Raw genomic sequence first — 26,240 nt, 5'->3', positions numbered from 1 at the left:
AATAGAATAGTCAATTGAACGAATGCATTACCCTTTAAAAATCAAATTGTAACTTATGATGACGTCTTACACATCTTTACAAATATTGATCGTCAAAAAAGAAGATATTTTAATTTTTGCAAGTTAGGTAAAACATTTATATATCAACCAAAATCATTTGTTTAACAATAAGATGACAGATAAAACAATAATAAATAGACTCTTTTTTCATAGAAATTCATTTAATGTTTGTATTTTTCAATATTGATTACAATATATTTCAACAATCTGAAAAAAGCCAATAAAAAATTCTTGGCTTTTTTATTGACGTATTTTCTTTTGGTTGTCATATGTAAAAAAGATACAGTATTAATACTTTTCTTTTTTACATGTTACTTACTATAAATGGTATAGTGATTACTGTTATTAACATTAAGATCCAATTGTGTTTTTTAAGTTTATCTTCAAATTTTTGCATTTCATCTGCTGAAATTGTTTTAATGGGCTTCAATTAATCCGCCTTCTTTCTGTTTAAGTAATATTTAAGGATAAAGTGATTATAATCTATTGATGTGAACTTAATGTGAATTTACATAGAATTTTATAAATTTAATATACTTTCTTGTAAAATATCCTACATTAATCAAAAACTCCAACTTGAATTTGAATCTGACTTAATACGCTACTTAGTCTAAAATTGGTAAATATTGATAAAAAAATCCTGATGCCTCCAAAGTGGCAATCAGGATTTTTTTGAATCTAATAAATATTTGTGGTATGCATTGGAATATTTCGAATCGCCTACAACGATAATATGAAGCGAAGTTATTCACCCTAAAATAGCAGGTTCAAATGTTTTAACAACTTCATACATACCAGGTACGAACGTTGCGAGTGTTCTAATTCTTTGTTTTTTTAGTCGTCAAGTGTATTTACTATTTTTTCACCTGTTGCTTTTGTTTCAAACTTATCCCTCTTAATATAACTTATTTTACTAAATCATATTCTCAGGTCTAACAATTCGATCGAATTCTTCTTCCGATAAAAAACCCGTTTTTAATGCAGCTTCTTTAAGTGTTAGGTTTTCGTTAAATGCTAATTTCGCTATTGTTGCTGCTTTTTCATAACCAATATGAGGATTTAATGCGGTTACGAGCATAAGTGATCGATTTAGATTTTGTCCAATCACTTCTATATTTGCTTCTATACCTTTTGCACAATGATCGTCAAAAGAACTGATTGCGTCTGAAAGTAATCTAACTGACTGCAGAAAATTATAAATAATGACTGGTTTGAACACATTCAATTCAAAGTTACCTTGACTAGCAGCAAAGCCTATTGTCATATCATTTCCCATAATTTGTGTAACAACCATTGTTAGTGCTTCAGATTGGGTTGGATTTACTTTCCCAGGCATGATTGAACTTCCTGGTTCGTTTGATGGAATAGTTATTTCACCTATACCACTTCGAGGACCGCTTGCCATCCAGCGGACATCATTCGCGATTTTCATTAAATCTGCCGCTAAAGCTTTTAAAGCACCATGAGTATAAACGATTTCATCATGACTTGTTAAAGCTTGGAATTTATTTTCAGCAGAAATAAAATGAAGTCCAGTTAACGAACTAATTTCTTCAGCCATCATCGTTCCAAAACTCGGATGTGCATTGATTCCTGTACCAACAGCAGTCCCACCAATAGCTAACTCAGCAATAAATTTCAGACTATCTACTATCATTTCTTCGCTTTTTTCTAACATACGATGCCAACCACTGATTTCTTGACCTAGTGTTATTGGTGTTGCATCTTGCAAATGTGTTCGGCCAATTTTAATAATCTGTTTAAATTTATTCATCTTTTCGTTTAATGTCATTTTTAAATTTTTTAATGCAGGAAGCAATTGCTCATTTACTGCAATAGCACTTGAAATATGCATTGCTGTTGGGAATGTATCATTTGAACTTTGAGACATATTAACATCATCATTTGGATGAATTCTATTATTGATTCCTTTTTCTGCTAAGAACTCATTCCCACGGTGAGCAATTACTTCATTAACATTCATATTTGTTTGTGTACCACTTCCTGTTTGCCAAACAACAAGTGGAAAGTGATTGTCAAGCTTACCTTTTAATATTTCATCTACGGCACCGATGATTGCATCTGCTTTTTCACTATCCAATTTTCCTAGTTTTTTATTAGTAATTGCTGCACTCTTTTTAATTAGTGCCAAAGCATAAATTAATTGAATAGGCATTTTTTCAGTACCGATTTTAAAATTTTCAAAACTTCGCTGCGTTTGAGCTCCCCATAGTTTATTTACCGGTACTTTAATCTCACCAATTGAATCTTTTTCAATTCGATAATCCAATTTTTTTGCCTCCTAGTTTATAATTACTAATTCATATGTAAATAGATGGATTCAAAGTAATAATTTTGACATTAGAAACAGTAATGTTATGTTTGTTTATGTTTAATTTGAAAGTTTAGTTAACGATAAACTATTTGAAAAATCATTTTTAAAAGAGAAGTACATTTAAATTTTATATTGAAAAAATTCATGATTATTTAAAATACAAGTAAGCTAATCGAACAAGACTCGATTAGCTTACTTTATTTGTCTTTTTCTATTATTTCTATTTTTTATGATCAGATTCATTATTTAACAACACATTTAATCTAATTAGAAATTACTTTTAAATTAAATTCTAAAGTGATTAATTAGAATAAAAATGCATCTAACGCATATTTACCAGGACCAATTAAAGCTATACCAATAGCAACTGAAAGCAATGTTAAGTTGTATTCATATCCATTAGCTGTTGCCCATAAACCATTTGGTGCATGAACTTTAATAATTGCCATCACCATTGTTCCCGCAATCATAATTCCTGCAAGTGGTGTTAATAGTCCTAGTGTAAACAAAATTCCCCCGATCAGTTCTGCTAACCCTGCGAAAAGTGCGATTGTTACACCTGGTTTCATGCCAATTGAATCAAACCATCCACCTGTTCCTTTCAATCCATAACCACCGAACCAGCCAAATAATTTTTGAGCTCCATGACCTACAAAAAGTAAACCGATTACTAAACGAATAATTAATAAACCAATATTTATCATCTTTAAATCCTCCAAATTTGTTATTTATCTTTAATTTGAGATAATATTATAAAAAAAATATTGAATTGAATTGTTTTTTATACAGTATTTCTAAAACAAAAATTGCGTAATTTTTATAAAGTTCTTAATCAATTCTGTTTTCAATCATCATATTCTCCTTTAGATTAGTGCTTCAAAAGTGAAAACGAAGGATTTCGCATTCATTTTCCATTATTACCACCTCCAGATTATTTCGAAATAAAATATCTTGAATATGAGATAATCATATTATGAATAAACTAAGTTGTCAATATACCCTAAACAAAATTTTTTTGTACAAGTTTAGAGTAAACATTCCAAGTTCTTTCTAAAAAATTTTTGAATAAATCAATAATAGGTGTTGATTACTTGATGTCTTTAGTTTTGATCGCTTAATGATACGTTTTTTGCTCAAAACAAATTACACTAAAAAGTAATGGGGGTAAATCGCGTTGAAAAAAAGTGTATTTTACTACATGAAGGAAAGTATACTTCAATGACCTTTCAAATGTGGAGTCCATTCCATTTTTTATTTATGTCGAGCCCTTTTCTATTTGTCATTTTTTTTTATTTTCTATTTAGGCGCTTTAACAATCAGACGCTACGATTGATTGGTATGAGCTTCTCGCTTATTGGAATTGCTCTTTTAGTTGGGCGTAATATCGAAATTTACCACAAAGTGAATCAAATCTCACCTGAAGAAATCCCTTTACAAATTTGTCATTTTGCTAATTTTATTTTATTTTTTGCTTTTTTATATGAAAGTGAATTGCTATTTTCAATTGCGTTTTGTTTCAACCTTCCTGCTGCTTTAGTAAGCATTATATTTGCTAACGGTCTTACAAACTATCAATCTCTCCTAACATGGCAAGGAATGGCATATCTTTGGGGGCATATGCTAATCGTAGGAATTGTATTGTGGGCGTATTACAATAATATGGTTGTAATTAATTTAAAAATTTTGCGAAAAACAATGTCGCTCATTATTTTATTGTACATTTTATCAATCTTTGTAAATAATTTATTTATGAAATGGATGGAGCCCTTTACATCTAATTACTTTTACACAATGGCTCCCGAAAATGGAACACCATTAGAATATTTTTACAAATTGGGTAAAGAAACAACAACATTTGGACTTCATTACAACCCAATGTATTTATTGATTCTACTTTTAGTTGGGCTATTTGTTGTATTCCTCTTTTATTTAATTTATCTATTTTTGAATTTATTTAAAAATAGTGAAATGAAGAATCTTAATGAGCAGAATAATATGAATTAGGTATAGGTCCCTTAAAAAAAAAGCCTCTTACTAAAAAGAGGCTTTTAAACTGTTGATAAATAACAATTACGATATATCTTAAACGTACTTTTTCAATACAATGGCAGAATTATGACCACCGAAGCCAAATGAGTTTGAAATACCAATGTTTATTTCTTTTTTTCTTGCCCCTTCCGATACATAATCTAAATCACAATCAGGATCCGGCTGAGTTAAGTTGATTGTTGGAGGAATAATACCTTCTTGAAGACTTTTCACTAAAGCTATCGCCTCTACTCCTCCTGCTGCCCCAAGCATATGTCCAAGCATTGATTTATTTGCTGTAACTGGGATTTTATAAGCATGTTCGCCAAACAGTGTTTTTATAGCCAACGTTTCAGATTGATCGCCTAATGGGGTACTTGTTGCATGTGCACTTATGACATCCACATCTTGTAATTCTATTTCTGCTCTATTTAAAGCATTTCTCATAGCTAAAAACGCTCCTCGTCCTTCTGGGTGAGTTGCAACCATATGATAAGCATCTGAACTTGCTCCATAACCAATTATCTCACATAAGATAGGGGCATTTCTTTTTACTGCGTGTTCCAATGATTCTAACACTAAAACCCCCGCACCTTCACTCATTACAAATCCATCTCTTTTTGCATCAAAAGGTCGACTCGATGAGGTAGGTTCAGTATTGATTGACAATGCCTTAGCATTACCAAAACTTGCTAAAGATAATTGAGTTATAGCAGCCTCTGTGCCACCTGCAAAAATAACATCGGCTTCTCCGTTTCGAATTGTATTGAATGCCTCTCCAATTGATGAATTTCCTATAGAGCATGCAGTTACTGGTGATAAAGATGGACCAAGTGCACCTAATCTTATACTTATTTGAGCCGCTGCCGCATTTGATATCATCATCGGTACTAAACTTGGACTAACTCTCCCAGGTCCTCTCTCGTTTAATAAATTAACATTTTCGATAAAGGTATTAATTCCACCAATTCCTGATCCTACATAAACTCCTAAACGTTCAAGGTCAATTTTTTCTAGATGTAATTGGGAACTTTCCAAAGCCTGTTCAGCAGCTGCTAAGGCAAATTGACAAAAACGATCTAATTTTCTTGCTTCCTTTCTTCCCCATCTTTCTTCGGCATCAAAGTCACGGACAATTCCTGCTACTTTCGTTTTTATATTTGATACATCAATCGTATCAATAACGGTGATACCTGATTTTCCGTTAATTAAGTTATTCCAAACCGTATCTACATCATTTCCTAATGGAGAGATAACTCCCATTCCTGTAATAACAATTCTTCTCATAATAAGTCCTCCAAGCGTTTTTCTTTATTTTAACGCGTATTTATCCTATTACAAGTTGTAGTTTATCCTAGTATAATTTATACTACGTTCAGAAGGGAGTTATAAGATGAATCCAGAAACACGACTTCAAGCACTGTCAGAATTTCTAAAAACGCAGCGGTCTAAAATAAATCCGCAAATGGTAGGATTACCAGTCGGAACTCGTAGAAGAACTCCGGGCCTTCGTAGAGAAGAGGTTGCCGGGTTAGCAGGAGTAAGTACAACATGGTATACGTGGCTAGAACAAGGAAGAGATATAACAGTATCTAATTCTGTATTAGACGCCATTTCAGATGCATTACAATTAACTAAGGATGAGCGAAATTATTTATATGCACTTGCATTACCGGAAGCTGAAAAACGGTCATTTTCAAATGAAGAAGAAACAGTTATTAGTCCAGCTTTGACTAAAATATTAAATGAACTTCGGAACTGTCCGATCATTATTTCGGATCGAAGGTGCCATATCGTTGGATGGAATCAGGCAGCCGCTCACGTATTTTTAGATTTCGAACAAATACCAAAAGAGAAACGAAATCTTATTCAATTGCTCTTCTCTAGAAAAGAATTTAAAAGTTTAGCAGTGAATTGGGTCCATTTTGTAAAAGGCTTTTTAGCAATTTTTCGCACTTATTACGGACAATACGTGGGAGATCAATGGTACACTTCCTTTATTAATGAAATGGAACAAAATTTCCCAGAATTTCATGAACTCTGGAATGAGAGCGAAGTTAGTTCGGCTCCAGATGTATTAATCGAGTTTAGACACGCAAAAGCAGGAAAAATGCTTTTTAACTTAACATCCTTACAAGTTCAAGGAAACATTGATTTAAGATGCAGTGTTTATACTCCTGTTGAAAATACAAATACAGAATCTAAATTAATAAAACTGATGGGTAATGAGTAGATTTTTAAAGTGCAAAAGCTTGGCAACCATGCTTTTCAGACTGTTGTAAACATGAGTTTGTCAATCAGTGTCCAACATGATGATTGTTAAGTAAAGTAGGTTTTGGGTGAAAATCTTATGAGTTACTAATTTTCTTATTTTTGTCTTTTTTTCATATTCAAGTACCTTTTATGGAAGATTTAAAAAAAGAAATTGAAGTAATTTAAAAACAAAAAAAGGGTAACTAATTTTAGTCACCCTTTTACTTTAATATGCTGTCATTTGATCTGGAGTTCCGTATTCTGCTTTACGACGGAGAACAACAATTCCTCTTTCAGTTTTACCATTAAAATCAGCAAGTCCCTTTTGGCCAATACCTTTTTCAACTTTTGGATAGAAATCTTTCTTGGATTCCTTTTTAGCATCATTTAAGTTGATATGCCTAGTCATACAGAAACACCTCCAAATAGTTCGTTTATTGTTTTCATTAATCTTTTATTTCTTCCTAAAAGGAAGTCTTTTTCATCTTCAGTTAGATCAATTGCTTCATACTCTTCACTTGAAAAAGTGACAGTTAGTACCATACTATTTTCAATAGGATAGCATATTAAGTATGTATTGTAAAATTCACTTTTTTTAATGAAAATAATTTCGCTATTTAGATAACTATCGATCACAAAGATTCGATCATCAACAATACCTTCATTCACATCAAAATGATAAAAATCGATTCTAGATTTTTTTCCAGCAACATGTTTTAAACCGTCAGACCCTTCTACTTTCCATACACCTACATCAGCAATTTCATAACCTTCAGGTACACTATGAGCCCTTTTTAAATTATCTGATAAGAAAATCGCAACTTTATTTCGGTCTGATTTTAAAAGTTCAAGTGTTAGAAGTGTACTAAATTTAGCAACAACTTCACTTTCTTTTTTTTGTACGATTAAATCATCAATTTTATTTTGAAGATCAGGAAATAAACCTGTTTCTCTAATTTTTCTCTTTATTTTAATACAAGCACCAGTCACTTCTTGAACTATATCCTTATCATCACGTATATCATATTTTAATGAATTAAGACCGGTTAAATCCGAAAGTAAATGATAGTTCAGAGGTTCTATAGAGTTTTTATGTACTATGCCTTTAGTATCATTTGGCATAATGTAAAAAACACGTCCTCTTTTTAAACGCCCCCAAAATAGTCCCATTTCAAACATTGTATTATCTCTTGTTGCTAAATATTTCTCATTGCGAATTTCTAAAATATCGTCTGGAGTAAAAATGAATACTGCAAAGTCATTTGTATCTAGTTGCTTTTCTAAATCATCCATCGTGTACTCTAGTTCTTCAAAAGCATTCATCCACATCGTAACTTCCGTATCTCTTTTTAGTCCTTCAAATACGGCTTCAACATAATGAATAGCTTCCGCTGAAGAACCAATAAACACTCTTGGTTTCCAATTTTACCAAATACATAGAAAAACCTCTATATTATTCAAAATATTTCACAAAATTTGTCACTATTTAATTTCCTTTAGTAAAGGTAATTTTATAAACTAGACTAAATTGAAAACAAAAAATCCTGATAACTCAAATGAGCCATCAGGATTTTTTTTTAAACAACTGCTGATCTTATTATTTAACTAAAGAAAACTGAGTTAATTTAAACGAATCAACATTTATTAACTTGTTTGTTGCAGCACTAGATTTTGTCCCAGTAGCAACAATTTTAATAGTGTGAGCTTTGTTTGGTAAGTTTTGCAAATTAAAAACATTCACTTTATATTTGCGGCTTGAAGAGTAAAGGTCAATTTGCTTGATTTTTTTACCATCAATATAAACATCAGCTCTACCCATATTTTTATCTTTTAAAGCATATACAGTAATACCCGTACCACTAAAATTGTATTGAAGGGATCCAGTAGATCCTTTTGTTTGATTAATCGTACCGCCAGAAGCGCTCGTATATTTTAACTTACTCCAAGTTCCAGAGTATTTAACATTAGTATCAGTGTTCTCTACTGTTTTTGTCGTTTGCACGGAAATAGATAGACTATATTGACCAGAGTCTTTTCCAGTAGAAGGAACAATATAATACTTTCCAGTTTTCGTTGGCTTAAAGACGATTTTTTCAGAAGAAGTATTACTAGCCGACTGTTTCAATACAAGCTGACCATAAATAGTTGATAAACCTGTATTGTATAAAGAAAGATCAAAGTTTGCATTTGATGGGCCAGTTAAGTTAATTTCATATGTTTTATCTTTTTCTAACGTTTTAGACCAAACATCTTTGAAGTCTTTTGCGTCAGCATTTAGACTTCCTTTTACAGTACCATTCAATGGTAGACTTGCTTTAATATCATCATCGTTTACGTAATTAACTGATGTTGAAAAAGGTGTCTCAGTTTTATCCAGTGTATTAATTACTACTACATAGTTGTACGTTTTTCCAGGTGACATTGCAGTTGTATCTGTATAAGACGCTGTAGAAGACTCTGTAGTAATAGGCGTTTTATTTAATTGTACATAACCAGTTTGTGACGACTCTTTGCGATAAATATTATATGATTCAGCCCATTTTGGAGCAGTCCATGAAATAACTGGATATTTCTTTGCTGTATCAAATGATGTTTTTAATGAAATAGGATTATCTTTTACAATAAATTTATCCAAATTGATCGCTGTAGCAGATTTTCTTGCCGCTGGATCACTTTTTCCAGTCCAAACAATTCTTATAGAGTGATTGCCATAAGATGTAAAATCATATTTTAATAAACTTTGCTTTGATTTTAACGTACTATCATAAAGCGATGGAGACGCTATCTTATTGCCGTCTATATAAACATCGGCAATTCCTTGAGATGGATCTTTAAAACCTTGCCATTCAATGCTAGACCCTACAAAAGAGAAATTAACTTCACCTCTAGAATTAAGGACTCCTGCCATTTCTTCAGAGAATTGTGGATTAAATGCTGGATTCCAATCTCCCTCTAAAGTGACTGAGTCAGAATCATCTTCATACGATCCACCGAAATTGCCAGAATAAAGTTTATAGTTTCCTGAACCATTATAGTCGTAGACATTTACAAAATAAATACCAGTTCTAGGAGCGATAAAGTTTATCTTTTCTTTAGATGAATTTACGTTTTCTGAGTATGCAACCATACCATTCTTATTATTTACACTAGCTGCTAATTCATTATACACATATAAATCAAAATCGCTTTCTGCTTGACCATTTAATGAGAATGTGATGCCCTGGCCTTCTTTTAATGATATTGCATAAACATCGTTTTTATCTTTTGTAAAATCTAGACTTCCATTTAATATACTTTTATCTAATGGAACTCCTGGTGTATCATTGTCATCAAAGTTATCTAAAGTTGAAGCTTTAACAATATTTCCAGTACCTACAAGATCTTTTAGTGAATCTAATTTCGTTCCTTTTGCACTCGTATATAGTTTAAGCATCTCAGGTGACATATCCGGATGTAAACCTAATAAAATAGCAGCAGCACCCGTAGTATGTGGAGTTGCCATAGATGTTCCACTATAATAATCGTATGCTTGTGCATAATCAGAAACATATTTAGAATTAATGATTGTTTTTTGTTCATCATTCGAAGTTACATAATCAGCAATATAGTAAGGTAAATCATATCGGTTTACATCAAACTTAGTATTTTCATAGATTCCACCAGATAAACCTTCAACATTTAAACTTGGACCCATCTCTGAATAAACATTTAAATGTAAAGAATCCTTTACAAATGATGATTTTTCTTGGCCTATTAAGGCGTTAACACCTGATAATAATAATTTACCGCCGTTAGTAAGATAATTTTTTAATAATTCTGTATCTGATTTTGTTAAAGCATTACCTTCCTCAGAGTTAAATCCAATACCGTTCCCTGTAAACCAAACTACAGCATCGTATTGTGATAAATCATTATTGCTCATGGATAAAGACGATTCTGAACTGATCGTAACCGTTTTTACCGAAGAATACTTAGACAATAGAGTTTGATACATTGGTAAATAGTTTTTAAAGATTTTAGAAAGTTCTGGAATATCTTTTAACATGTCTGCAAGATCACTTTCATCATCTTGAACTAGTAATATTTTACTTGTATCTGTTAAATCTAAATAACTTAGTGCTTTATCAAAAGCATCCTGTCTTTGTTTTTCAGATATCTTTTCATATCCAATGCCATCAAAGATCGCTTTGTAATTGTCCCCATTAATTTGGGCTGATGCTCCAGCTTGATCAATTTTCAATGATTTTGTAATTTCATCGATTGGGTATTTAGGAACTGAACTGATAATGTCAACTCCAGGAGCAGCAACATCTACAGATTCAGTACCATAATTTGAGAAAGGTGCTAAGTTACCTTTGTTATCAACAGCAGCTACTGATAAGATATTAGAACTTTCATAGCTTGCAGGATAAGCCCCTTCTTCATCATTATCCATACCGTCATTACCCGCAGCCGCTACAAATAAGCTATTAGAATTTTCAATTGCTTCTTCAAGTAATGGATCGTATTCTCCGCCACCCCAGCTGTTATTTGTGATTTTAACGCCCATACTTTTAGCGTATTCGATTGCTTCGATCGCATCTGCAGATGTTCCTCCATCAGGACCGATGAATTTTAACGGTAAAATTTTTACGTTAGGAGCAACACCAACTACACCTTTATTGTCTGTTAAATTTGGTCCTTCTAAAGCTGCAGCAATTGTTCCGGATACATGAGTACCATGCTCATCTCCATCAAGTGCATCGTAAACACTGTTATCATTGTTATAAAAATCCCAACCATTTACATCATCAACATAACCATTATGGTCGTCGTCAATTTTATTATTAGGAATTTCTTTAGTATTTGTCCAAATTTTTCCTGCTAAATCTGGATGGTTAATATCCACACCTGTATCGATTACACCAACTACTACTTGCGCTTCCTGATTTGCTAATTTTGAACTAAAATTAGTCCAACTTTCAGGTGCGTCTACATCAATATCCTCTTTTCCTACACTATCATTAATCGTTTGTCCTTTATTATTAAGTCCCCATAATTGATCATAATAGTCATTAGCATTATTGAAGTCAGAAGCGTAATATTTGTAGTTCGGTTGTACAGATTCAACGTTTGGATCCTTTTTTAGTTTCGTTATGTACTCACTAGTGCTTTCACCTGTTGGAATATTTACTACTTCAGCGTTTAAATTCTTTAATTTCTTTGAAGACTTTAAAGAATATTTTTTCTGAAGTGAAGTAATTTCACCTGTAGTCACTTTCTTTTTATATTTAACGATTAATTCACCTGTTTGATCATTATGTTTCGTTACTGATTGTTTATTTTTTAATTTATCTCTTAATTTTGTTTCAATTTTAGATTCTGCCTTCTTAGGGAGTACTTTACCACTTGCTTTTGGCACTTCTTTCATTTGGCTTTTTCTAAGGTTTTTACCAGAGTTTACCTGATTAGCAACTGTACTATTAGCTCCTGTTACTGAAGCGGCTTGAACTGTCCCAGAATAAATACTTGAAAATAACAGAATTGTTGATACAGGTAAAGCTAAATAATTTTTTTTCTTCATTGTTGAGCCCCTTTATTTAATAGTTTAATAGAAAATTACTAGACAAACATATGTAACAATTAAACATTAATCCATTCATTTAAAAGAAAGATTGAATTTATTATGTATGAAAACAAATGGATTAAATTTTATATGTAGTTACATCAGCTCCAAATCAAAACTGTCAAAACCCTCCTTTCTCTTGGAATTATTTTCTAGTAAACACTTAATAATACCTTTTAGATTAGTCAAAAATAGAACTTTTGAATTTGACAATAGATGTTTTTTGGAATTTTTAAGGTCTAATTACCTGTAACGCAATGACCGAAACAAGCGTTTTTACTCACTATCAATAGAATAAGAGTTATGATTGTAACAAACTCTTATTAATTGTAATTGATTTAATACAAAATTGACATATAATTAATTATTTTTTTAGATAAATAGAAAAATCTTCCTTATTCATTTTTTCACCTAGAAAAAACTGGGGTAAAAATAAGAACTCACCTATTTTTACCCCACAGAATATTATTTTCTATTAATTATTAAACTCAATATAGGTTGTTGAATTTACATCAATTTTAATGTTACCGTATCCTTCTAAATAATAAGTCCCTACCGGAACGGTTTGTGTAAGTGTGTCGCCGTAGTAGAATGATAGTTGAGTTGGTGTAATTTCATTTACAAGATTTAATTTGATATTCTTAGTAGGATCAGCTGGTACGATCGTACTTCCATTCCCTTCAGAATTATTAGGATTTGTGTTTGTTTTTACTTATAATTGGAAATTAATAAATTAAATGGTATTTTGTGAAGCAACTAAAATAATGTGTCGAAATGTTTTTTAATTTTTTTGTTCTAAAATAAAAAAGAGGTAGCGAAATAGCTACTCTCTTTACTTAAATAGGAAACCAAACATGTACTTATAAATACCAATTAAAAAGAGTCTCCTAAAATTTGGAGACTCTCGCTTTTTAATATTGATCACTAAAAATTCGTTGGTCCAAAATGGAATGAAAAAACGATTCAATTTCTTTGATGTCTTCAGCTGCAATTCCAAGCTTTTGGTCCCAGTGTTCTGGATGGTCAATATCTTCTCTGCAAAGTAATACCATTCTCCCACTTTGAATAGAGACAACCATTGCCTTCCCTAGAAATTTTCCCGAAAAGATAACAGCAAAGTCGTAGCGATGGCTACCTGCAGCGATACAGTAATAATGAATGTTTTGGTTCTCTTTCTCTTCCGATATAATGTAGAAATTCATCCCTACCACTCCTTTTTTTCACCATAGTTTTTACTTTGAGCATCTTACACTTAAATCGAATTGTTGCATCGATTATTAAATAGAAAAGAGAGTATGAACTCCCTTTCTTATTAATTAGCTAAAATATGCCAATTTTCCTTTATTTTTATTGTTAAAATTTTATGACAAATTAAAAATTATGTCGTAAATGCATCTAAATTATTTTCAACTAATGCAAAATTGAACTTTTTATATAGATATTAAAATTATTTTCCATTAAAAAAAGATAAACAGTAAACTGTCTATCTTAAATTAAACAAAATATTTATTTTACCAAATTAGCTTTGTGCAACCTTCTCTGCAAATTCTTCTTCTAAGATTGCCAAACAAACATGATCATACCACTGATCTCTAATTTTTAAGTTTTTTCGATAATACCCTTCCTTCACAAATCCAACCTTTTCAAGTACGCGTAAAGACCCTAAGTTTTCTGGATTAACTTCTGAAGTCACTCGGTGGAACTTCAAATCTTCAAATGCTATTTTCAGAGCAAGTTTCAAAGCTTTCGTCATATATCCTTGCCCATTAAATTTTTCCCCAATATGGTAACCAACCATACAACTTTGTTTAGGTCCACGTGTAACAAAAATGAACTGTACTTCTCCTATTAAAGTTATATCATTGTTTTCTTTAACAAAAATCGCAAAATCATATCTACTATCTTCTGCACTTTTTTCCATAAACTCTTTAATACTATTCATTTGTCCTTCAACGGTGTAAAAGTCCTCTTTCCTTAACGTAGGAGACCATTTTTCAAAATGATCTTTATTTTCTACATGTAATTTTAACTTAGCCTCTGCATCTTCAAATGTATATGGGCGTACTATAATTTCTTTCAAAATAACCCCTCCGATGTACTTTTCTATATCTACTATTCGTTATCTACAACTCTTTTTAAAAAGAGAAGATTTAATTATACGGAAAATTGTTAATAATTAAATTTTACCATAAAATTTTACAAAAATGCTATTTCTTAAACATTTATGGACAAATTAAAAAGGGGTGATTCGATGGAAATAAAACCGCTGTTAGAAGTAGAAAAGTTAGCCTTAAAGAAATTAAAAATATTTGAGCAAAGCCATCTTCGCTACATATTAAGAAGTATGCTTGCAAGTATGTTTATAGGTTTCGGTGTAATGGTAGCTTTTAAGACAGGAAACGGCTTTTTCTTAGTTAATTCTCCTGTTGCTTACCCAATTGCCGCATTAACATTTGGAGCAGCTATTGTGTTGATTTGGTATGGTGGTGGAGATCTCTTTACTGGGAATACATTTTATTACACTTATGCTGCATTGAGAGATAAAATGAAATGGCCTAAAGTTTTTGAGCTTTTGGTATATAGTTATGTGGGAAATGTTTTAGGGGCATGTCTTTTTGCTTTTATCATTTATACTACAGGACTCTTTGATGCTCCTGACTCTAGTGCATTTCTATTATCAGTTGTCGAACATAAAATAGATAATTCTATTTTTCATTTATTCGCAAGGGGCATCTTGTGTAATTGGCTCGTGTGTCTTGCCTTTTTCATACCAATGTCTTTTGGTGAAACTGAAAATCTAACAAAAATTACTGCGATGATGTTATTTGTGTTTTGTTTCTTTATGTCCGGTTATGAGCATAGTATTGCCAATATGTGCTCCTTTGCAATAGCACTTGTAATTGATCATCCTACCACTATTTCTATGTCAGGGATTATTCGAAATCTAATTCCTGTTACGATTGGAAATCTTATTGGTGGAGAATTTATGATGGCAGTTATGTATTATTTTGCTAACAAACCATTTTTTGATGAAGTAAATTCAAAATAAGTCTAGTAATGCTAAATCTTGGACTTTGTCTACACATCTATAAACTACTCAAGTTTTTATAGCTTCATTAAAATTAAAAAGTACGCTGATCAATAAGCGTACTTTTCTAATTTATTTTTAATATGCTCTCTCATAAGGTTTTGGAGTCAAAGGTTTCCCATCAAGAAGGATAGAAGCATCATTTGCCCAATAAGGATTGCTTAGCATCCCACGACCAACAGCGATTAAATCCGCTTCTTGATTGCCGAGTACAGATTCTGCAAGATTTGCATCATCTAATTTCCCTACTGCAATGACAGGGATTTCTACTTCTTTCTTTATTTGTTCAGCCAATTTGACTTGATATCCGGGATGTGATCCAGGTCTTCCTCCTGAACCAATTGGACCTTCACCACCAGATGAAATGTGGAAGAGATCAACACCTGCATCACGGAATGCCTTAGCCATTTCTACAGAATAATCTAGTCCATAGCCTCCATCCACGTATTCTAACGCAGAAATTCGCATAATAAGTGGCATGTCAGCTGGCATTACACTTTTAGCTGCTTTAATGACTTCTTTTCCAAATAAAAATTTATCTTGTCCATATTCATCTGTTCTTTGATTTGTATAAGCAGATGCAAATTGATGGATGAGATATCCATGTGCTCCATGAAGCTCAATCGTATCTACCCCTGCAAGAACCGCGCGTTCTACACCTTTTTTGAACTTTTCAACCATTTCTTTAACTTCTAAAGTTGTTAACTCATGTGGAGTTTTTGATTTCTCATTAAAAGCGTTTGGTGAAGAGGACACTGGATTTGGAGCATCTTCAGCTTTACGTCCTGCATGAGCAATTTGAATCGCAACTTTTGCACCATATTTATGACATTCATCGATAATGCGCTTAAATGCTGGTATATGGTCATCACTCCAAATTCCTAGGCAATAATCTGAAATGCGGCCTCGATCTTCAACATTTGTCATCTCGATAATGATTAAACCCGTACCCCCGATTGCACGACTAGTATAGTGAACGAAATGCCAATCTGTTGGAATCCCGTCTTTTAAATGGACTGAATATTGACACATCGGTGGCATTACAACACGATTTTTTAATTCTAATCCTTTGTATTTGAATGGTTTGAATAAATTAGACATAGTCAACGTCCTCTCACAAACTTTTTATTTAAGCTACAATCCCATATTATCCCAATCAATTAAAAAGTTCTATTTAATTGCTCAACTCACTCATTTATCTTACCCAAGAAATAAAATATAAAAAATAGAAAGCATATTGCTTCCTACTTTTTAAAAATAATTTACTAATCTCAAATTTCAATTGTTAAAAATTCCATATCGTGTTATATGCACGTTTCCATGAAAAGAAAGTCACCATAATTAGCAATACTAAGTAAATCATTACACCAAAAGGAATAAAAGTTATCCCCCAGTGAATTAATGCCAAAATGCCCCCCAATATTAAGGCAATCATTATTTTGATACCTGAATTTTGTTGAGCATCCTCAAAAGACTCAGAAAATGGCAGTGATCCTTTAAGATAATTTGAGCAAATAACTGTATACAAAATTGAGCTTACAAAAACTACTAATATATCAGGAATTATTTTAATACCAAAGATTCCGATAAAAATTATGCTTAAAATAAAATAGACAGGAAAATAGAGATTTGCGATAAATACTTTTAATGTTGCACTATATAATGGTGCGAGGTTCGATACTGGCGCTGTTTTATAGATCCAGGCTCCTTTATATTTCCCGGAATATTTTAGCATTGCGATCGCATTTGGAATAATTAAGCAAGACGAATAAATCGTTAAATAACTCTTACTTGAAACTATATGATGATATGAAGAAATTTGTAATTGATTGAATAGAAAAACGAATGGGAGAACGAGTGATAATCCCAATGATGGATAAACCTTTAGACGGAATTCCCTCTCATTTCGCATCATATTATCTGCGAATTTAAAAAATACCTTTTCTTCATTATTATTGCAAAATACTCTAGACAGCCAGTTCTTCCACTTACTTTCTTTTTTTCTGTTTATCCCACTATTATTTGATAATTTTTGAAGATTTTTCTCAAATGATGGGATCAATAAACTATAGAACATGATTGCAATAATGGGGATTATTACTGCTAAAATAGAAAATCCAATAAGATATGTACTTGTATTACGATTTAAAATCAACTCAAATGGCGCCCCAAACCAAATAGGCGGAATAAGAAAATGATACCAAGTTGGCGTAAATGACATATCTAAATTTACAAAGCTAAACGCTCTACCAACAAGTTGATAACCTACAGCGATCGAAATTGATAATCCGATTTGAACGTAATTGATAATATCTTTTAACTTTTCACCATCAAAAAATCTTAAAATAAAATAATAGATAATTGACGTTAAGACAACTATAAATAAATTGACGAGAAGAAGCTCTATAATCGCCAAAATTAAGAATAAAAAACCGTGTCTAAATGTCCCAACTATTACTGGCAATGCTGTAATAGATGTAGTTATTAATAAAAGATAGATTGATATGTGTACCATTTTAGCAGCAGTAATCGTCTTTTTTCCAATCGGTTTTGTATGAAGAATCCCCTTGTCTTTCACATCCAGTAAGACATTTGAAAAATCCGAGATCATTGATGTCATGATGAGAAACATAATAATGCCAAAAAAAGCACTCATTTCATATATATAACTTTTTCCAAAAATCACTAATGGAATGAGCATCAAACTAAGTAAAGCATACATTCCTAATGATTTTGTGAATCCATTTTCTTCGTCTTTCTTTGTTTTTTTATTGTTTTGATTAAAAATGGTCGGTGTCCTACGACTATCCATTGTTAATTTAACTGCTAAAATTTTACGCATGATTGGATATTCAACACCAAATAGTTCAAATAGCGGTCGAAAAAAGTCTAAAATTTTTAACATAGGGAAATCCTTCACATTTATCCCCCTTTAACAATGGAAACGAATTCCTCAGCTAAAGCTTGATGTTCATTAAACCCTGTAAGCTGATTGAAAATCTGTTCCAATGATCCTTCTTCATTTTGCTCCTTTAGTTCTTTAAAACTACCATCTGCAACGATTTTACCATCATTGATCAAAATAATTCGATTACTTATTTTCTCTACAACATCCATTATATGTGATGAGTAAAAAATCGTTTTTCCATTTGCTGCTAGAATGCCTAATATTTCTTTAAATACCATTACACTATTTGCATCAAGCCCACTAAGTGGCTCATCCAAAAACAATAAGTCAGGATTATGGATTAAACTTGAAATGATAAGGACTTTTTGCCTCATCCCCTTTGAAAAAGAAGCTATTCGGGAAAAATAAACTTCCTCCAAACCAAATACCTTCATTAACTTCATAGCCTTCTCATCAGCTTCATCAAAATCCAGCCCATATAACTCGCCAACGAATGTTAAATACTCTCTAGCTGTAAGATTATCGTATAGTTCGGCAATTTCAGGAACATACCCAATTTTCTTCTTGTATTCAACATTCTGTTCTGAAATTTCTTCCCCAAAAATCTCAACATTCCCAGTGTAATTTCCTTCTAGCCCTAATAAAATTTTTATAGTCGTGCTTTTACCTGCTCCATTTGGTCCAATATAACCAATAATTTGTCCACGATGAACAGTTAAATCAATTCCTTTTAAAACCGATTTTGCACCATAGTCCTTTTTTAGATCCTTTAAGCACAATATGACTTCTTGTTTTGTCTCGATGATGATCACCTACTTTTTATTTAATACTTCAATCTTAATAGACTACTAATCTTGTTGAAATGAGTAAGATTTACCATATTTTAGGAGTTTTTTTGACAATAACAGAAGAATTGTCTGTTTTAAGGAATAGATTGAAAATGATTCTATAGTTTTAGAAGTTCAATCGAGTCAATATAAAAAAGCATCGATCTGTAAAATCGATGCTCCTTTGAAAATTAGTATTAAATATTTGTAAATGCTTTTAATTAGCGCTTAGTTAAAATAATTAGCCAGTTGATGCAACGTGACATCAATTGTATTTATACTGTCTGAAGTGGTGATTTTTCAATTAGTGGAGATTTGTTTCCAGAATAAAGTACGATTAAATTATGAAGTGCTCGAGTACATCCAACATAAAGTAACTTAGCGTCTTGTTTAGTTTTTTCATAGTGCATGTCATCTACATCGACAAGTAGTACAGCATCAAATTCAAGTCCTTTAGAAAGATAAACTGGTACTACTGAAATTCCACCTTCGTATTTTCTCTGTTTTGAATGAATAAAGGATACTTCTTCTCCAGCTGCGGATAATTCACTATGTAAATTTGCACACTCATCCTCAGTACGGCCAATAATTGCAATTGTATCCATTTTATCCATTTTTAATTGTTTGATGGAATTAATGATTACTTGAATCCGATTTGTATGATCTACTTCTAGTAATTTAACTTTTTCTCCACTTCGAAAAACTGGATTTGCTAAGCTAACAGGTATATTTGCTTTTTTTATAATCTCATTCGCAAAATGAATGATTTCCATTGTGGAACGATAGCTTCTATTTAACTCGTAATAGGTTACTTCTTTTTCATTGAATACCTCTAAAAATTCATCCCAAGTATTAATCCCTTGATACTCGTGAATAGCTTGGGATAAATCTCCGAGAATGGTGAACGAATTTCCAATTGTCATCTGCTTTAATAATGCAATTTGAAAAGGTGAAAAATCCTGCGCTTCGTCTACTATTACATGATGAAACTTTTGCTTTGACTCAATTCCATAAAGACGATTGTGAATATATACTAGCGGAGCCAAATCCTCCTGATCCATCTCTTTCTTTTTACAATTTAAAGTTGTAGATTTAATAATATCTCTCGGTATTTCGTCTACAATAGAAGCATTCTTTGTTGTAGTGAATAAAGATTTATAGAAAGTAAGTGCAGTATGCTTTGGCCATTGTTTCATATAAGAATTTAAATATTGAATTGCTTTTTTCTTTTTTTCTTTTTTTATGTTAGTTTCTTCTATAACCTTTAGCTCATTATCAATCCATTTCTTAAGCCTAGCAACAATGCGTTCTCTCCGTTTAGCAAGTGGATAATGTTTATATTCAAAACTAAACCAATGTTTAAGTGTTTCTTTATCAATCATTCTTTTTTTCCATGGTTTGAAATCATTTTCAGGTACAGCTGAGGCTTCATACATATCCATGCATCGATCAATATATGACATAAAATGAGTGGAGCCTTTCCATTTACCTGGACTATTTTGATTGATTTCAAGGCGATTAGCACCAGTTGCGAACCATTTGTTAAGGTTTTCTGAGGAATCCTTTTGTTTTACTTCATGGTCGAGGGTATTTAATGCCCAATCAGAAAATGTTGTTTGTTGAATGCCACCTACTCCTAATTCAGGAAGAACGTTTGAAATATAATCTAGAAACATATTATTAGGTGCAAAAATAATCATTTTATCTGCCCTTAATGTTTCACGGTATTGGTAAATCAGAAATGCTAGTCGATGAAGAGCAACAGTTGTTTTTCCGCTTCCTGCTACTCCTTGAATGACTAAAGGTGTATTTTTGGATGAACGAATAATATCATTTTGTTCAGATTGAATAGTAGATACAATATCCTTCAAGCGATTATCTTTGTTTTCACTTAATCGATATAGAAGAAAATCATCAGTTGTTGATACATCTTGATCGCCTCTTACATATGTATCTACAACGCGTTGGAGATTTTTTTTGCGGATTACTATATTTCGTTTTAAAAATATTATCCCTTCGATAATACCTTCAGGTGATTCGTAATAAGCAGGATCGTCTCCTCCTGTAAACGAATAAAACATACTTGCAATTGGGGCACGCCAATCAATTATCAATGGATTTTCCGTAGTTTGTTCTGATATTCCTACTTTTCCTATGTAAACCGGTATCGAATCTTTATGCTCCTCTTGAAAATCCATTCGGCCAAAATAAGGTTCGTTTTTAGCTAAGCGAAGATTTCTTCGATTTGTTTCTCGAATTCCTTCAAGTACTTGTTCTGTTACATCACTTCCAGTGTAAACAGGAATCCCTTCAAGTTTCGTTAGCTGCCGTTCCATTTCAGATAAAATTGTGTTTAAATATAGAAGTTCTTCTTCGTATGGTTGTAAATTCATTTTCCTAACCTCCTTATATGTAAATTTAATTGCCGAATTTTCAGACGGAAAGATATTGTATCAAGAACTAATTACTAAAGTAAAGAGTTAATTAAAAGAAAATAAAAGTTTTTGGTTATTTTATCAGAAAAATGTTAAATTAATTGAATTGACGTATATTACTGTACATCAGATGTTTAAAAACTATTCAATATTATTGTAACAGCAATTAAAAGAAAAGTTCCTCATAATAAAAAAGGTACGATTCCGCTACAAATCGGATTCATACCTTAAGATTGTAAATATAAATTGTGAGATTTCTATCTTACATTATTTTGTGTGGCGTTTCCCTTTTTACTGGTGAAACTATTACATTATTGTTTTTCACATCATATAATCCACTTGGAGTTAATCGAATAAATGGTAAATGGGTTGCAGAAAAGAATAATAGCGTAAAAGCAGGATCGTCGTATTTATATCCTTTTTCTTTTAACAATTCAATCATTTTTTTCTCAATTTGAATTAAACTGTCCATATCTAATTCAGACATGCTACCTTTTAAAGCTAAAGAAATTTCGTGAACAACTTTGTTCTCTTCTACTAGTACCAAGCCACCACCAATTTCTTTCATTCTTTCAAAAGCTTTCAACATATCTGATTTTCTTTTGCCTAAGATTAAAATGTCACCAGTACCAGAATAAGAGCTCGCAAATCCACCCATATGCCTAGCAAATCCTTTCACTAGCGAGTTTAATCTCCAAGAACCATCTCTTCCAACCATTAAAAGAAAACATTCATCATGTTCGTATGATAATTCATCACATTCTACATCAATCATACTTTCATATGGTTTTGTAATAACATTATTTATTAAGTTTATACCATATGAGTTTGTAAGCCTCAGATCCTCTTTTTGTAAAGTCCACTTTAAATCTAGTTTAGAGAATTGATATTTCTCCCAATCGATCGGCAAATATTGATTGATTATGTTCCCGTCTTTCTTGATCCATTTACCTTTTGCTAAAACACTTATAGGTGTTGGGTTTTCTTTACTTTCTAGTAGATTAATATTTGCTATTCTTCCTGTGGCGATTGAACCATGTAAATGTTCCATATTATAATAGCAAGCTACATTATAACTTGCCATATTATATGCTTCAATTAACGGTATTTCGTGACGGATAGCTATTTTTATTAATTCATCAGTCATTCCTTTTTCATAAAAATAAGGATGTGAACCGTCAGTCGTAAAGAAAAAACGATCAAATTTTTGAATTCCGAGTTCTTTAATTTCCTTTAAAAGCACTTCTAAATCAGGTCGTATCGAAGAATTTCTTAAAGAAACCATATAGCCCTGCATTAAACGTGAAAGTACTTCTTTTCCTGTCATTGCTTCATGATCACAATCTGCACCTAATAACATTAACTTAGCTAATGTGCGTTCTGAAGCTCCAGGAAAATGCCCTTCCACTTTCTTATTTAGCTTCTTCGTCTCCTGTATCCAAGTAAGCATTTGATTATTTCCATTAAGTAGCTTTGGCCACGCGGTTAGTTCTCCACCTTGTAAAACCAATTCATTTTCAAGCCAAGACATAACATCTTTCGAATTAAATAGCTCATCATTATTCGGAAATTCAGTTTGTGCGTCGAAACGGCACCACCAATACATGCTTGATGGTATATTTTTAAAATCATTCAATAATTCAAAAGCAGCATGACTAGGCAATTCTAAGAAGAATTTTAGATTATCGTTTATTAATGTTGTTGTACCGAGTTGACCAGCATGCTTTGCTAATGTAAGAGGATTATAGAGTTGATAGGGATGAGCATGAGGTTCTATATAACCTGGCACTAAATATTGCCCTTCACAATCTACCACTTCAATTTCATTTAAGTTTTCCGGAAGAGCTTCTCCAACATAAACAATCCGGTCTTGATAAACCCAAATATTCGCATGTAACCATTCGTTCAAATATGAGTTTAAATACGTTGCATTTTTTAAAATGATATGCGGATTCATTACTCCATCAAGAACATTTACTTGGTTTCTAATTTGCTCATTACTCCATCTATAATTTTTCATCATTTCACTCCTATTTTGTTAAAAAACTAATTGCACAAGAATCATATAAACAATCGTACCTCCCGCTATCGAAAGAAGCATCATTCTCTTCCATAAATGGAGAATCGCAACAACAATTACTGAAATAAACTCAGGAATACCGTGAGTACCAGAAAGTACATTTACATTCTTAAAACAATAGATAACCAATAGTCCAATTACTGCAGAAGGTAGGACTTTACCTAAATACTGTACATACTTCGGTGTAGCTTTCCCCGGTGGAAAAATGATAAATGGAAGAAATCTTGTAAGCATTGTACCTAAAACAACCATTGATACTGTAATAATTTGCTGTGTAACATTCATTGTCATACTGATACCTCGACTTTCTTAGATGGTTTTCTAAGTACACTAAGTGTAACAAGAATTGAAAGCATCGCAGGAATAATGAAGTGATCTCCACCAAAAATAATCAGACAAATAGTTGAAAGACTGACCCCTGTTATTGCACTAATGTGTTTTGTCTCTTTTTTCCACTGCTCTATGAATATAACAACAAAAAGGGCAGTCATGACGAATTCAAGCCCTTTTGTATTGAATTTTACAAGTGATCCAAAAATTCCTCCAATTGATGCACCAATTACCCAATACAAATGATTAAGGAATGTAACAAAAAACATAAACCAACTCTTATCCACGCTATCTGGTAGATCAGCAGTATAATTTATCGAAAAAGTCTCATCACATAGTCCGAAAATTAGATAGATCTTTTTCTTACCAGTGCCTTTATATTTATCTAACATTGAGATTCCATAAAACAAATGTCGCGCGTTCACCATTAAAGTTAAAAATAGTGCGTTTATTGGATTAAAACCCATCAGTAATAAGTTTGCTGCAATAAATTCCATAGATCCAGCAAATATTGTTAACCCCATCAAGATCGGATAAATGGCACTGAATCCTAAAGAGTTCATAAAAATCCCATATGCTATACCTAAAAATAAAAATCCTGCAAAAATGGGTATCGTGTGTGGAAAAGCAAAGCGAAATGCCTTCCAAAGTTTGTTTCCCTTTTTCATACCTTCACATCCTGTATCGTTAAATTTATTATAATTTAACATACAGAATCCATACAAAAAATGAAATAATTGTATGGATTACAATTTTCTAAAAATTAAATCAAGTACTGTTAAAGTTGATTTAATTAAATTCTGACTCAACTGGAAGATAATCTTACTTTTAGAATTCCATACAAAAATGATACAATTGTATGGAATTAATCAATAGAGGTGACCCCTATGCCAGTAAATTCATTTGATAATTACCCAATGTCTTGGAAACCCGACAAAATGACTTTAAAACGTCCTTTTTATCATTCGATTGCCATACAACTAGAACAAGATATTATTAATGGCTTTCTTGCTCCCGGTACAAAGTTACCACCGCAGCGAGAATTAGCCGATTTTCTTGACTTAAATTTTACGACAATCACTCGAGCCTACAAAATATGTGAAGTAAAAGGTTTAATCTATGCGATTACAGGAAGTGGAACTTTTGTTGCACCAAATGCTGCCCATTCAATAACGATTTCAACAGATAAAACAGCAAATAGTATTGATCTTGGCTTTGTGGCTTCTTTTGAACAAACGAATAGTATTGTGTCCGAAGCAATTCAGAAAGTAGTCAGTAAAAGCTATTTAGATCAATTATTAAATTATAATGATCCCACCGGTATCCCACATCAAAAAGCAGCAGCACTAAACTGGATGGAAGCTTTTGGTATTAAAGCTAAACAAGATAATTTAGCAATTGCCTCTGGTACTCAAAATGCTTTGGTCCTTGCTTTGGCTAGTTTATTTGAGCCAGGTAATCGAATTGCGACAGATTTTTACACCTTTTCAAATTTTATTGAGTTGGCAAAAACACTTCACATTCAATTAATCCCAATTCCTGGAGATCAGTTTGGGATGTTGCCAGATGAACTTGAAAAGCAATGTAGCCAAATTAATATACATGGTATATTCCTAATGCCTTCTTGTAGTAACCCAACCACTATAATGATTTCTGACTTTCGAAAACTTGAATTAGCTTCCGTAATAAGGAAGCATCGTTTAATTTTAATCGAAGATGATATACATGCATTTATAACAGCGGGAGTAATTTCAGATTACAAACAACCGATGTATAACCTACTTCCAGAACAAAGCGTATATATTTGTGGTACATCAAAGTCCATCTGTTCTGGATTGAGAGTTGCTTACATGGTTTTTGGGGATGCACTACGTGAAAAGATTTTGAAGGCTATTTTTAATCTTAACGTAAAAACATCATCACTTGATGTTGAAGTCATTACAGAGTTGATCTTATCAGGAAAAGCGCATGAAATCGTTCAACAAAAGAAACAGTTGGCTGAAACTGTAAACGATATTTATTCATCCTATTTCCCTGTAAATAAGATTGGTCATCCGCTTAGTTTTTATCGTTGGCTTCCAATACACGGACATAGTAATGGGGTAAACTTAGAAGCAGACTTGAAAAATCAAGGTATACGTGTGTTTCATTCTGATCGTTTTCTAAGTGGGCAGGCTTCTTCCGAAAAGTATTTACGTATTGCACTTTCTTCTACACAAACTTTAGATGATTTACATACTGGATTGAAAGTTCTATCTCAATATCTCGACAAACAGATGAAGTAATTTTAT

Annotated in this window: 19 protein-coding genes; 4 read left to right on the top strand and 15 right to left on the bottom strand. The window is 32.1% G+C overall.

What is annotated here, in order from left to right; all coding sequences use genetic code 11:
* Positions 1 to 973: 973 nt before the first annotated feature.
* Both fumC and EP747_RS16215 read right to left on the bottom strand, forming a co-directional pair.
* Positions 974 to 2,350, bottom strand: a complete 1,377-nt coding sequence (fumC, locus tag EP747_RS16220; RefSeq protein WP_129691157.1) for a class II fumarate hydratase — start codon at positions 2,348 to 2,350, stop codon at positions 974 to 976.
* Between the two features lie 350 nt (positions 2,351 to 2,700).
* Positions 2,701 to 3,099 (bottom strand): DoxX family protein, encoded by a 399-nt coding sequence (locus tag EP747_RS16215; protein ID WP_129691156.1) that lies wholly within the window; start codon positions 3,097 to 3,099, stop codon positions 2,701 to 2,703.
* A gap of 634 nt (positions 3,100 to 3,733) precedes the next feature.
* Here EP747_RS16215 and EP747_RS16210 point away from each other — a divergent pair.
* Complete coding sequence (locus EP747_RS16210; RefSeq protein ID WP_328590739.1) at positions 3,734 to 4,399, top strand: hypothetical protein; 666 nt, start codon at positions 3,734 to 3,736, stop codon at positions 4,397 to 4,399.
* A 78-nt stretch (positions 4,400 to 4,477) separates the two neighbouring features.
* On the opposite strand, the gene fabF is transcribed toward EP747_RS16210, so the two are convergent.
* Positions 4,478 to 5,710, bottom strand: coding sequence for a beta-ketoacyl-ACP synthase II (fabF, locus tag EP747_RS16205; RefSeq protein WP_129691154.1), 1,233 nt, complete (start codon positions 5,708 to 5,710; stop codon positions 4,478 to 4,480).
* 106 nt (positions 5,711 to 5,816) lie between these two features.
* Between fabF and EP747_RS16200 the strand changes: the two genes are divergently transcribed.
* On the top strand, positions 5,817 to 6,656 hold the full coding sequence (locus tag EP747_RS16200) for a helix-turn-helix transcriptional regulator (RefSeq protein WP_129691153.1): 840 nt from the start codon (positions 5,817 to 5,819) through the stop codon (positions 6,654 to 6,656).
* Positions 6,657 to 6,902: 246 nt separating this feature from the next.
* Here EP747_RS16200 and EP747_RS16195 read toward each other — a convergent pair whose 3' ends face one another.
* The 5 genes from EP747_RS16195 to EP747_RS16175 form a co-directional block, all read right to left on the bottom strand.
* Positions 6,903 to 7,085: a hypothetical protein gene (locus tag EP747_RS16195; RefSeq protein WP_129691152.1), complete on the bottom strand. Its 183-nt coding sequence runs from the start codon at positions 7,083 to 7,085 to the stop codon at positions 6,903 to 6,905.
* Complete coding sequence (locus tag EP747_RS16190) at positions 7,082 to 8,086, bottom strand: TIR domain-containing protein (protein ID WP_129691151.1); 1,005 nt, start codon at positions 8,084 to 8,086, stop codon at positions 7,082 to 7,084. The genes EP747_RS16195 and EP747_RS16190 overlap by 4 nt, the downstream gene beginning before the upstream one ends.
* Positions 8,087 to 8,273: 187 nt before the next feature.
* Positions 8,274 to 12,239 (bottom strand): S8 family serine peptidase, encoded by a 3,966-nt coding sequence (locus tag EP747_RS16185; RefSeq protein ID WP_129691150.1) that lies wholly within the window; start codon positions 12,237 to 12,239, stop codon positions 8,274 to 8,276.
* A gap of 953 nt (positions 12,240 to 13,192) precedes the next feature.
* Positions 13,193 to 13,483 (bottom strand): SAV0927 family protein, encoded by a 291-nt coding sequence (locus EP747_RS16180; RefSeq protein WP_129691149.1) that lies wholly within the window; start codon positions 13,481 to 13,483, stop codon positions 13,193 to 13,195.
* Positions 13,484 to 13,800: 317 nt separating this feature from the next.
* Positions 13,801 to 14,361, bottom strand: coding sequence for a GNAT family N-acetyltransferase (locus EP747_RS16175; protein ID WP_165347097.1), 561 nt, complete (start codon positions 14,359 to 14,361; stop codon positions 13,801 to 13,803).
* Positions 14,362 to 14,532: 171 nt separating this feature from the next.
* Here EP747_RS16175 and EP747_RS16170 point away from each other — a divergent pair, with 171 nt between their 5' ends.
* Positions 14,533 to 15,330: a formate/nitrite transporter family protein gene (locus tag EP747_RS16170; protein ID WP_129691147.1), complete on the top strand. Its 798-nt coding sequence runs from the start codon at positions 14,533 to 14,535 to the stop codon at positions 15,328 to 15,330.
* A 117-nt stretch (positions 15,331 to 15,447) separates the two neighbouring features.
* Here the strand turns inward: EP747_RS16170 and EP747_RS16165 are convergent, their stop codons facing one another.
* The 7 genes from EP747_RS16165 to azlC form a co-directional block, all read right to left on the bottom strand.
* Positions 15,448 to 16,470, bottom strand: coding sequence for an NADH:flavin oxidoreductase/NADH oxidase (locus EP747_RS16165; protein WP_129691146.1), 1,023 nt, complete (start codon positions 16,468 to 16,470; stop codon positions 15,448 to 15,450).
* Between the two features lie 184 nt (positions 16,471 to 16,654).
* Complete coding sequence (locus EP747_RS16160; protein ID WP_235832903.1) at positions 16,655 to 18,274, bottom strand: hypothetical protein; 1,620 nt, start codon at positions 18,272 to 18,274, stop codon at positions 16,655 to 16,657.
* A 17-nt stretch (positions 18,275 to 18,291) separates the two neighbouring features.
* On the bottom strand, positions 18,292 to 19,059 hold the full coding sequence (locus EP747_RS16155) for an ABC transporter ATP-binding protein (RefSeq protein WP_235832910.1): 768 nt from the start codon (positions 19,057 to 19,059) through the stop codon (positions 18,292 to 18,294).
* Between the two features lie 320 nt (positions 19,060 to 19,379).
* Positions 19,380 to 21,497, bottom strand: a complete 2,118-nt coding sequence (locus EP747_RS16150; RefSeq protein WP_129691144.1) for a HelD family protein — start codon at positions 21,495 to 21,497, stop codon at positions 19,380 to 19,382.
* A gap of 304 nt (positions 21,498 to 21,801) precedes the next feature.
* Positions 21,802 to 23,559 (bottom strand): adenine deaminase C-terminal domain-containing protein, encoded by a 1,758-nt coding sequence (locus EP747_RS16145; protein ID WP_419179318.1) that lies wholly within the window; start codon positions 23,557 to 23,559, stop codon positions 21,802 to 21,804.
* A gap of 18 nt (positions 23,560 to 23,577) precedes the next feature.
* Entirely contained in the window at positions 23,578 to 23,910 is a 333-nt protein-coding gene (locus EP747_RS16140) for a branched-chain amino acid transporter permease (protein WP_129691142.1), read from the bottom strand.
* Positions 23,907 to 24,617, bottom strand: a complete 711-nt coding sequence (gene azlC, locus EP747_RS16135; protein WP_129691141.1) for an azaleucine resistance protein AzlC — start codon at positions 24,615 to 24,617, stop codon at positions 23,907 to 23,909. The genes EP747_RS16140 and azlC overlap by 4 nt, the downstream gene beginning before the upstream one ends.
* A 219-nt stretch (positions 24,618 to 24,836) precedes the next feature.
* On the opposite strand from azlC, the gene EP747_RS16130 reads away from it, so the two are divergent.
* A complete protein-coding gene (locus tag EP747_RS16130; RefSeq protein WP_129691140.1) occupies positions 24,837 to 26,234 on the top strand; it encodes a PLP-dependent aminotransferase family protein in 1,398 nt (465 codons plus the stop codon).
* The last annotated feature ends 6 nt before the right edge of the window (positions 26,235 to 26,240 follow it).

This window comes from Gottfriedia acidiceleris (assembly GCF_004138285.1).
Taxonomy (GTDB): domain Bacteria; phylum Bacillota; class Bacilli; order Bacillales; family Bacillaceae_G; genus Gottfriedia; species Gottfriedia acidiceleris_A.
The sequence above is the reverse complement of the archived record's forward strand: the minus strand, read 5'-3'. Positions and strand labels throughout refer to the sequence as shown.

What these genes read in the sequence shown, in the direction of transcription:
- EP747_RS16215 (WP_129691156.1), bottom strand. Translation starts at nt 3,099, where the DNA reads ATGATAAATATTGGTTTATTAATTATTCGTTTAGTAATCGGTTTACTT.
- EP747_RS16210 (WP_328590739.1), top strand. Translation starts at nt 3,734, where the DNA reads ATGAGCTTCTCGCTTATTGGAATTGCTCTTTTAGTTGGGCGTAATATC.
- fabF (WP_129691154.1), bottom strand. Translation starts at nt 5,710, where the DNA reads ATGAGAAGAATTGTTATTACAGGAATGGGAGTTATCTCTCCATTAGGA.
- EP747_RS16200 (WP_129691153.1), top strand. Translation starts at nt 5,817, where the DNA reads ATGAATCCAGAAACACGACTTCAAGCACTGTCAGAATTTCTAAAAACG.
- EP747_RS16195 (WP_129691152.1), bottom strand. Translation starts at nt 7,085, where the DNA reads ATGACTAGGCATATCAACTTAAATGATGCTAAAAAGGAATCCAAGAAA.
- EP747_RS16185 (WP_129691150.1), bottom strand. Translation starts at nt 12,239, where the DNA reads ATGAAGAAAAAAAATTATTTAGCTTTACCTGTATCAACAATTCTGTTA.
- EP747_RS16180 (WP_129691149.1), bottom strand. Translation starts at nt 13,483, where the DNA reads ATGAATTTCTACATTATATCGGAAGAGAAAGAGAACCAAAACATTCAT.
- EP747_RS16170 (WP_129691147.1), top strand. Translation starts at nt 14,533, where the DNA reads ATGGAAATAAAACCGCTGTTAGAAGTAGAAAAGTTAGCCTTAAAGAAA.
- EP747_RS16165 (WP_129691146.1), bottom strand. Translation starts at nt 16,470, where the DNA reads ATGTCTAATTTATTCAAACCATTCAAATACAAAGGATTAGAATTAAAA.
- EP747_RS16160 (WP_235832903.1), bottom strand. Translation starts at nt 18,274, where the DNA reads ATGTTAAAAATTTTAGACTTTTTTCGACCGCTATTTGAACTATTTGGT.
- EP747_RS16150 (WP_129691144.1), bottom strand. Translation starts at nt 21,497, where the DNA reads ATGAATTTACAACCATACGAAGAAGAACTTCTATATTTAAACACAATT.
- EP747_RS16145 (WP_419179318.1), bottom strand. Translation starts at nt 23,559, where the DNA reads ATGAAAAATTATAGATGGAGTAATGAGCAAATTAGAAACCAAGTAAAT.
- EP747_RS16140 (WP_129691142.1), bottom strand. Translation starts at nt 23,910, where the DNA reads ATGACAATGAATGTTACACAGCAAATTATTACAGTATCAATGGTTGTT.
- azlC (WP_129691141.1), bottom strand. Translation starts at nt 24,617, where the DNA reads ATGAAAAAGGGAAACAAACTTTGGAAGGCATTTCGCTTTGCTTTTCCA.
- EP747_RS16130 (WP_129691140.1), top strand. Translation starts at nt 24,837, where the DNA reads ATGCCAGTAAATTCATTTGATAATTACCCAATGTCTTGGAAACCCGAC.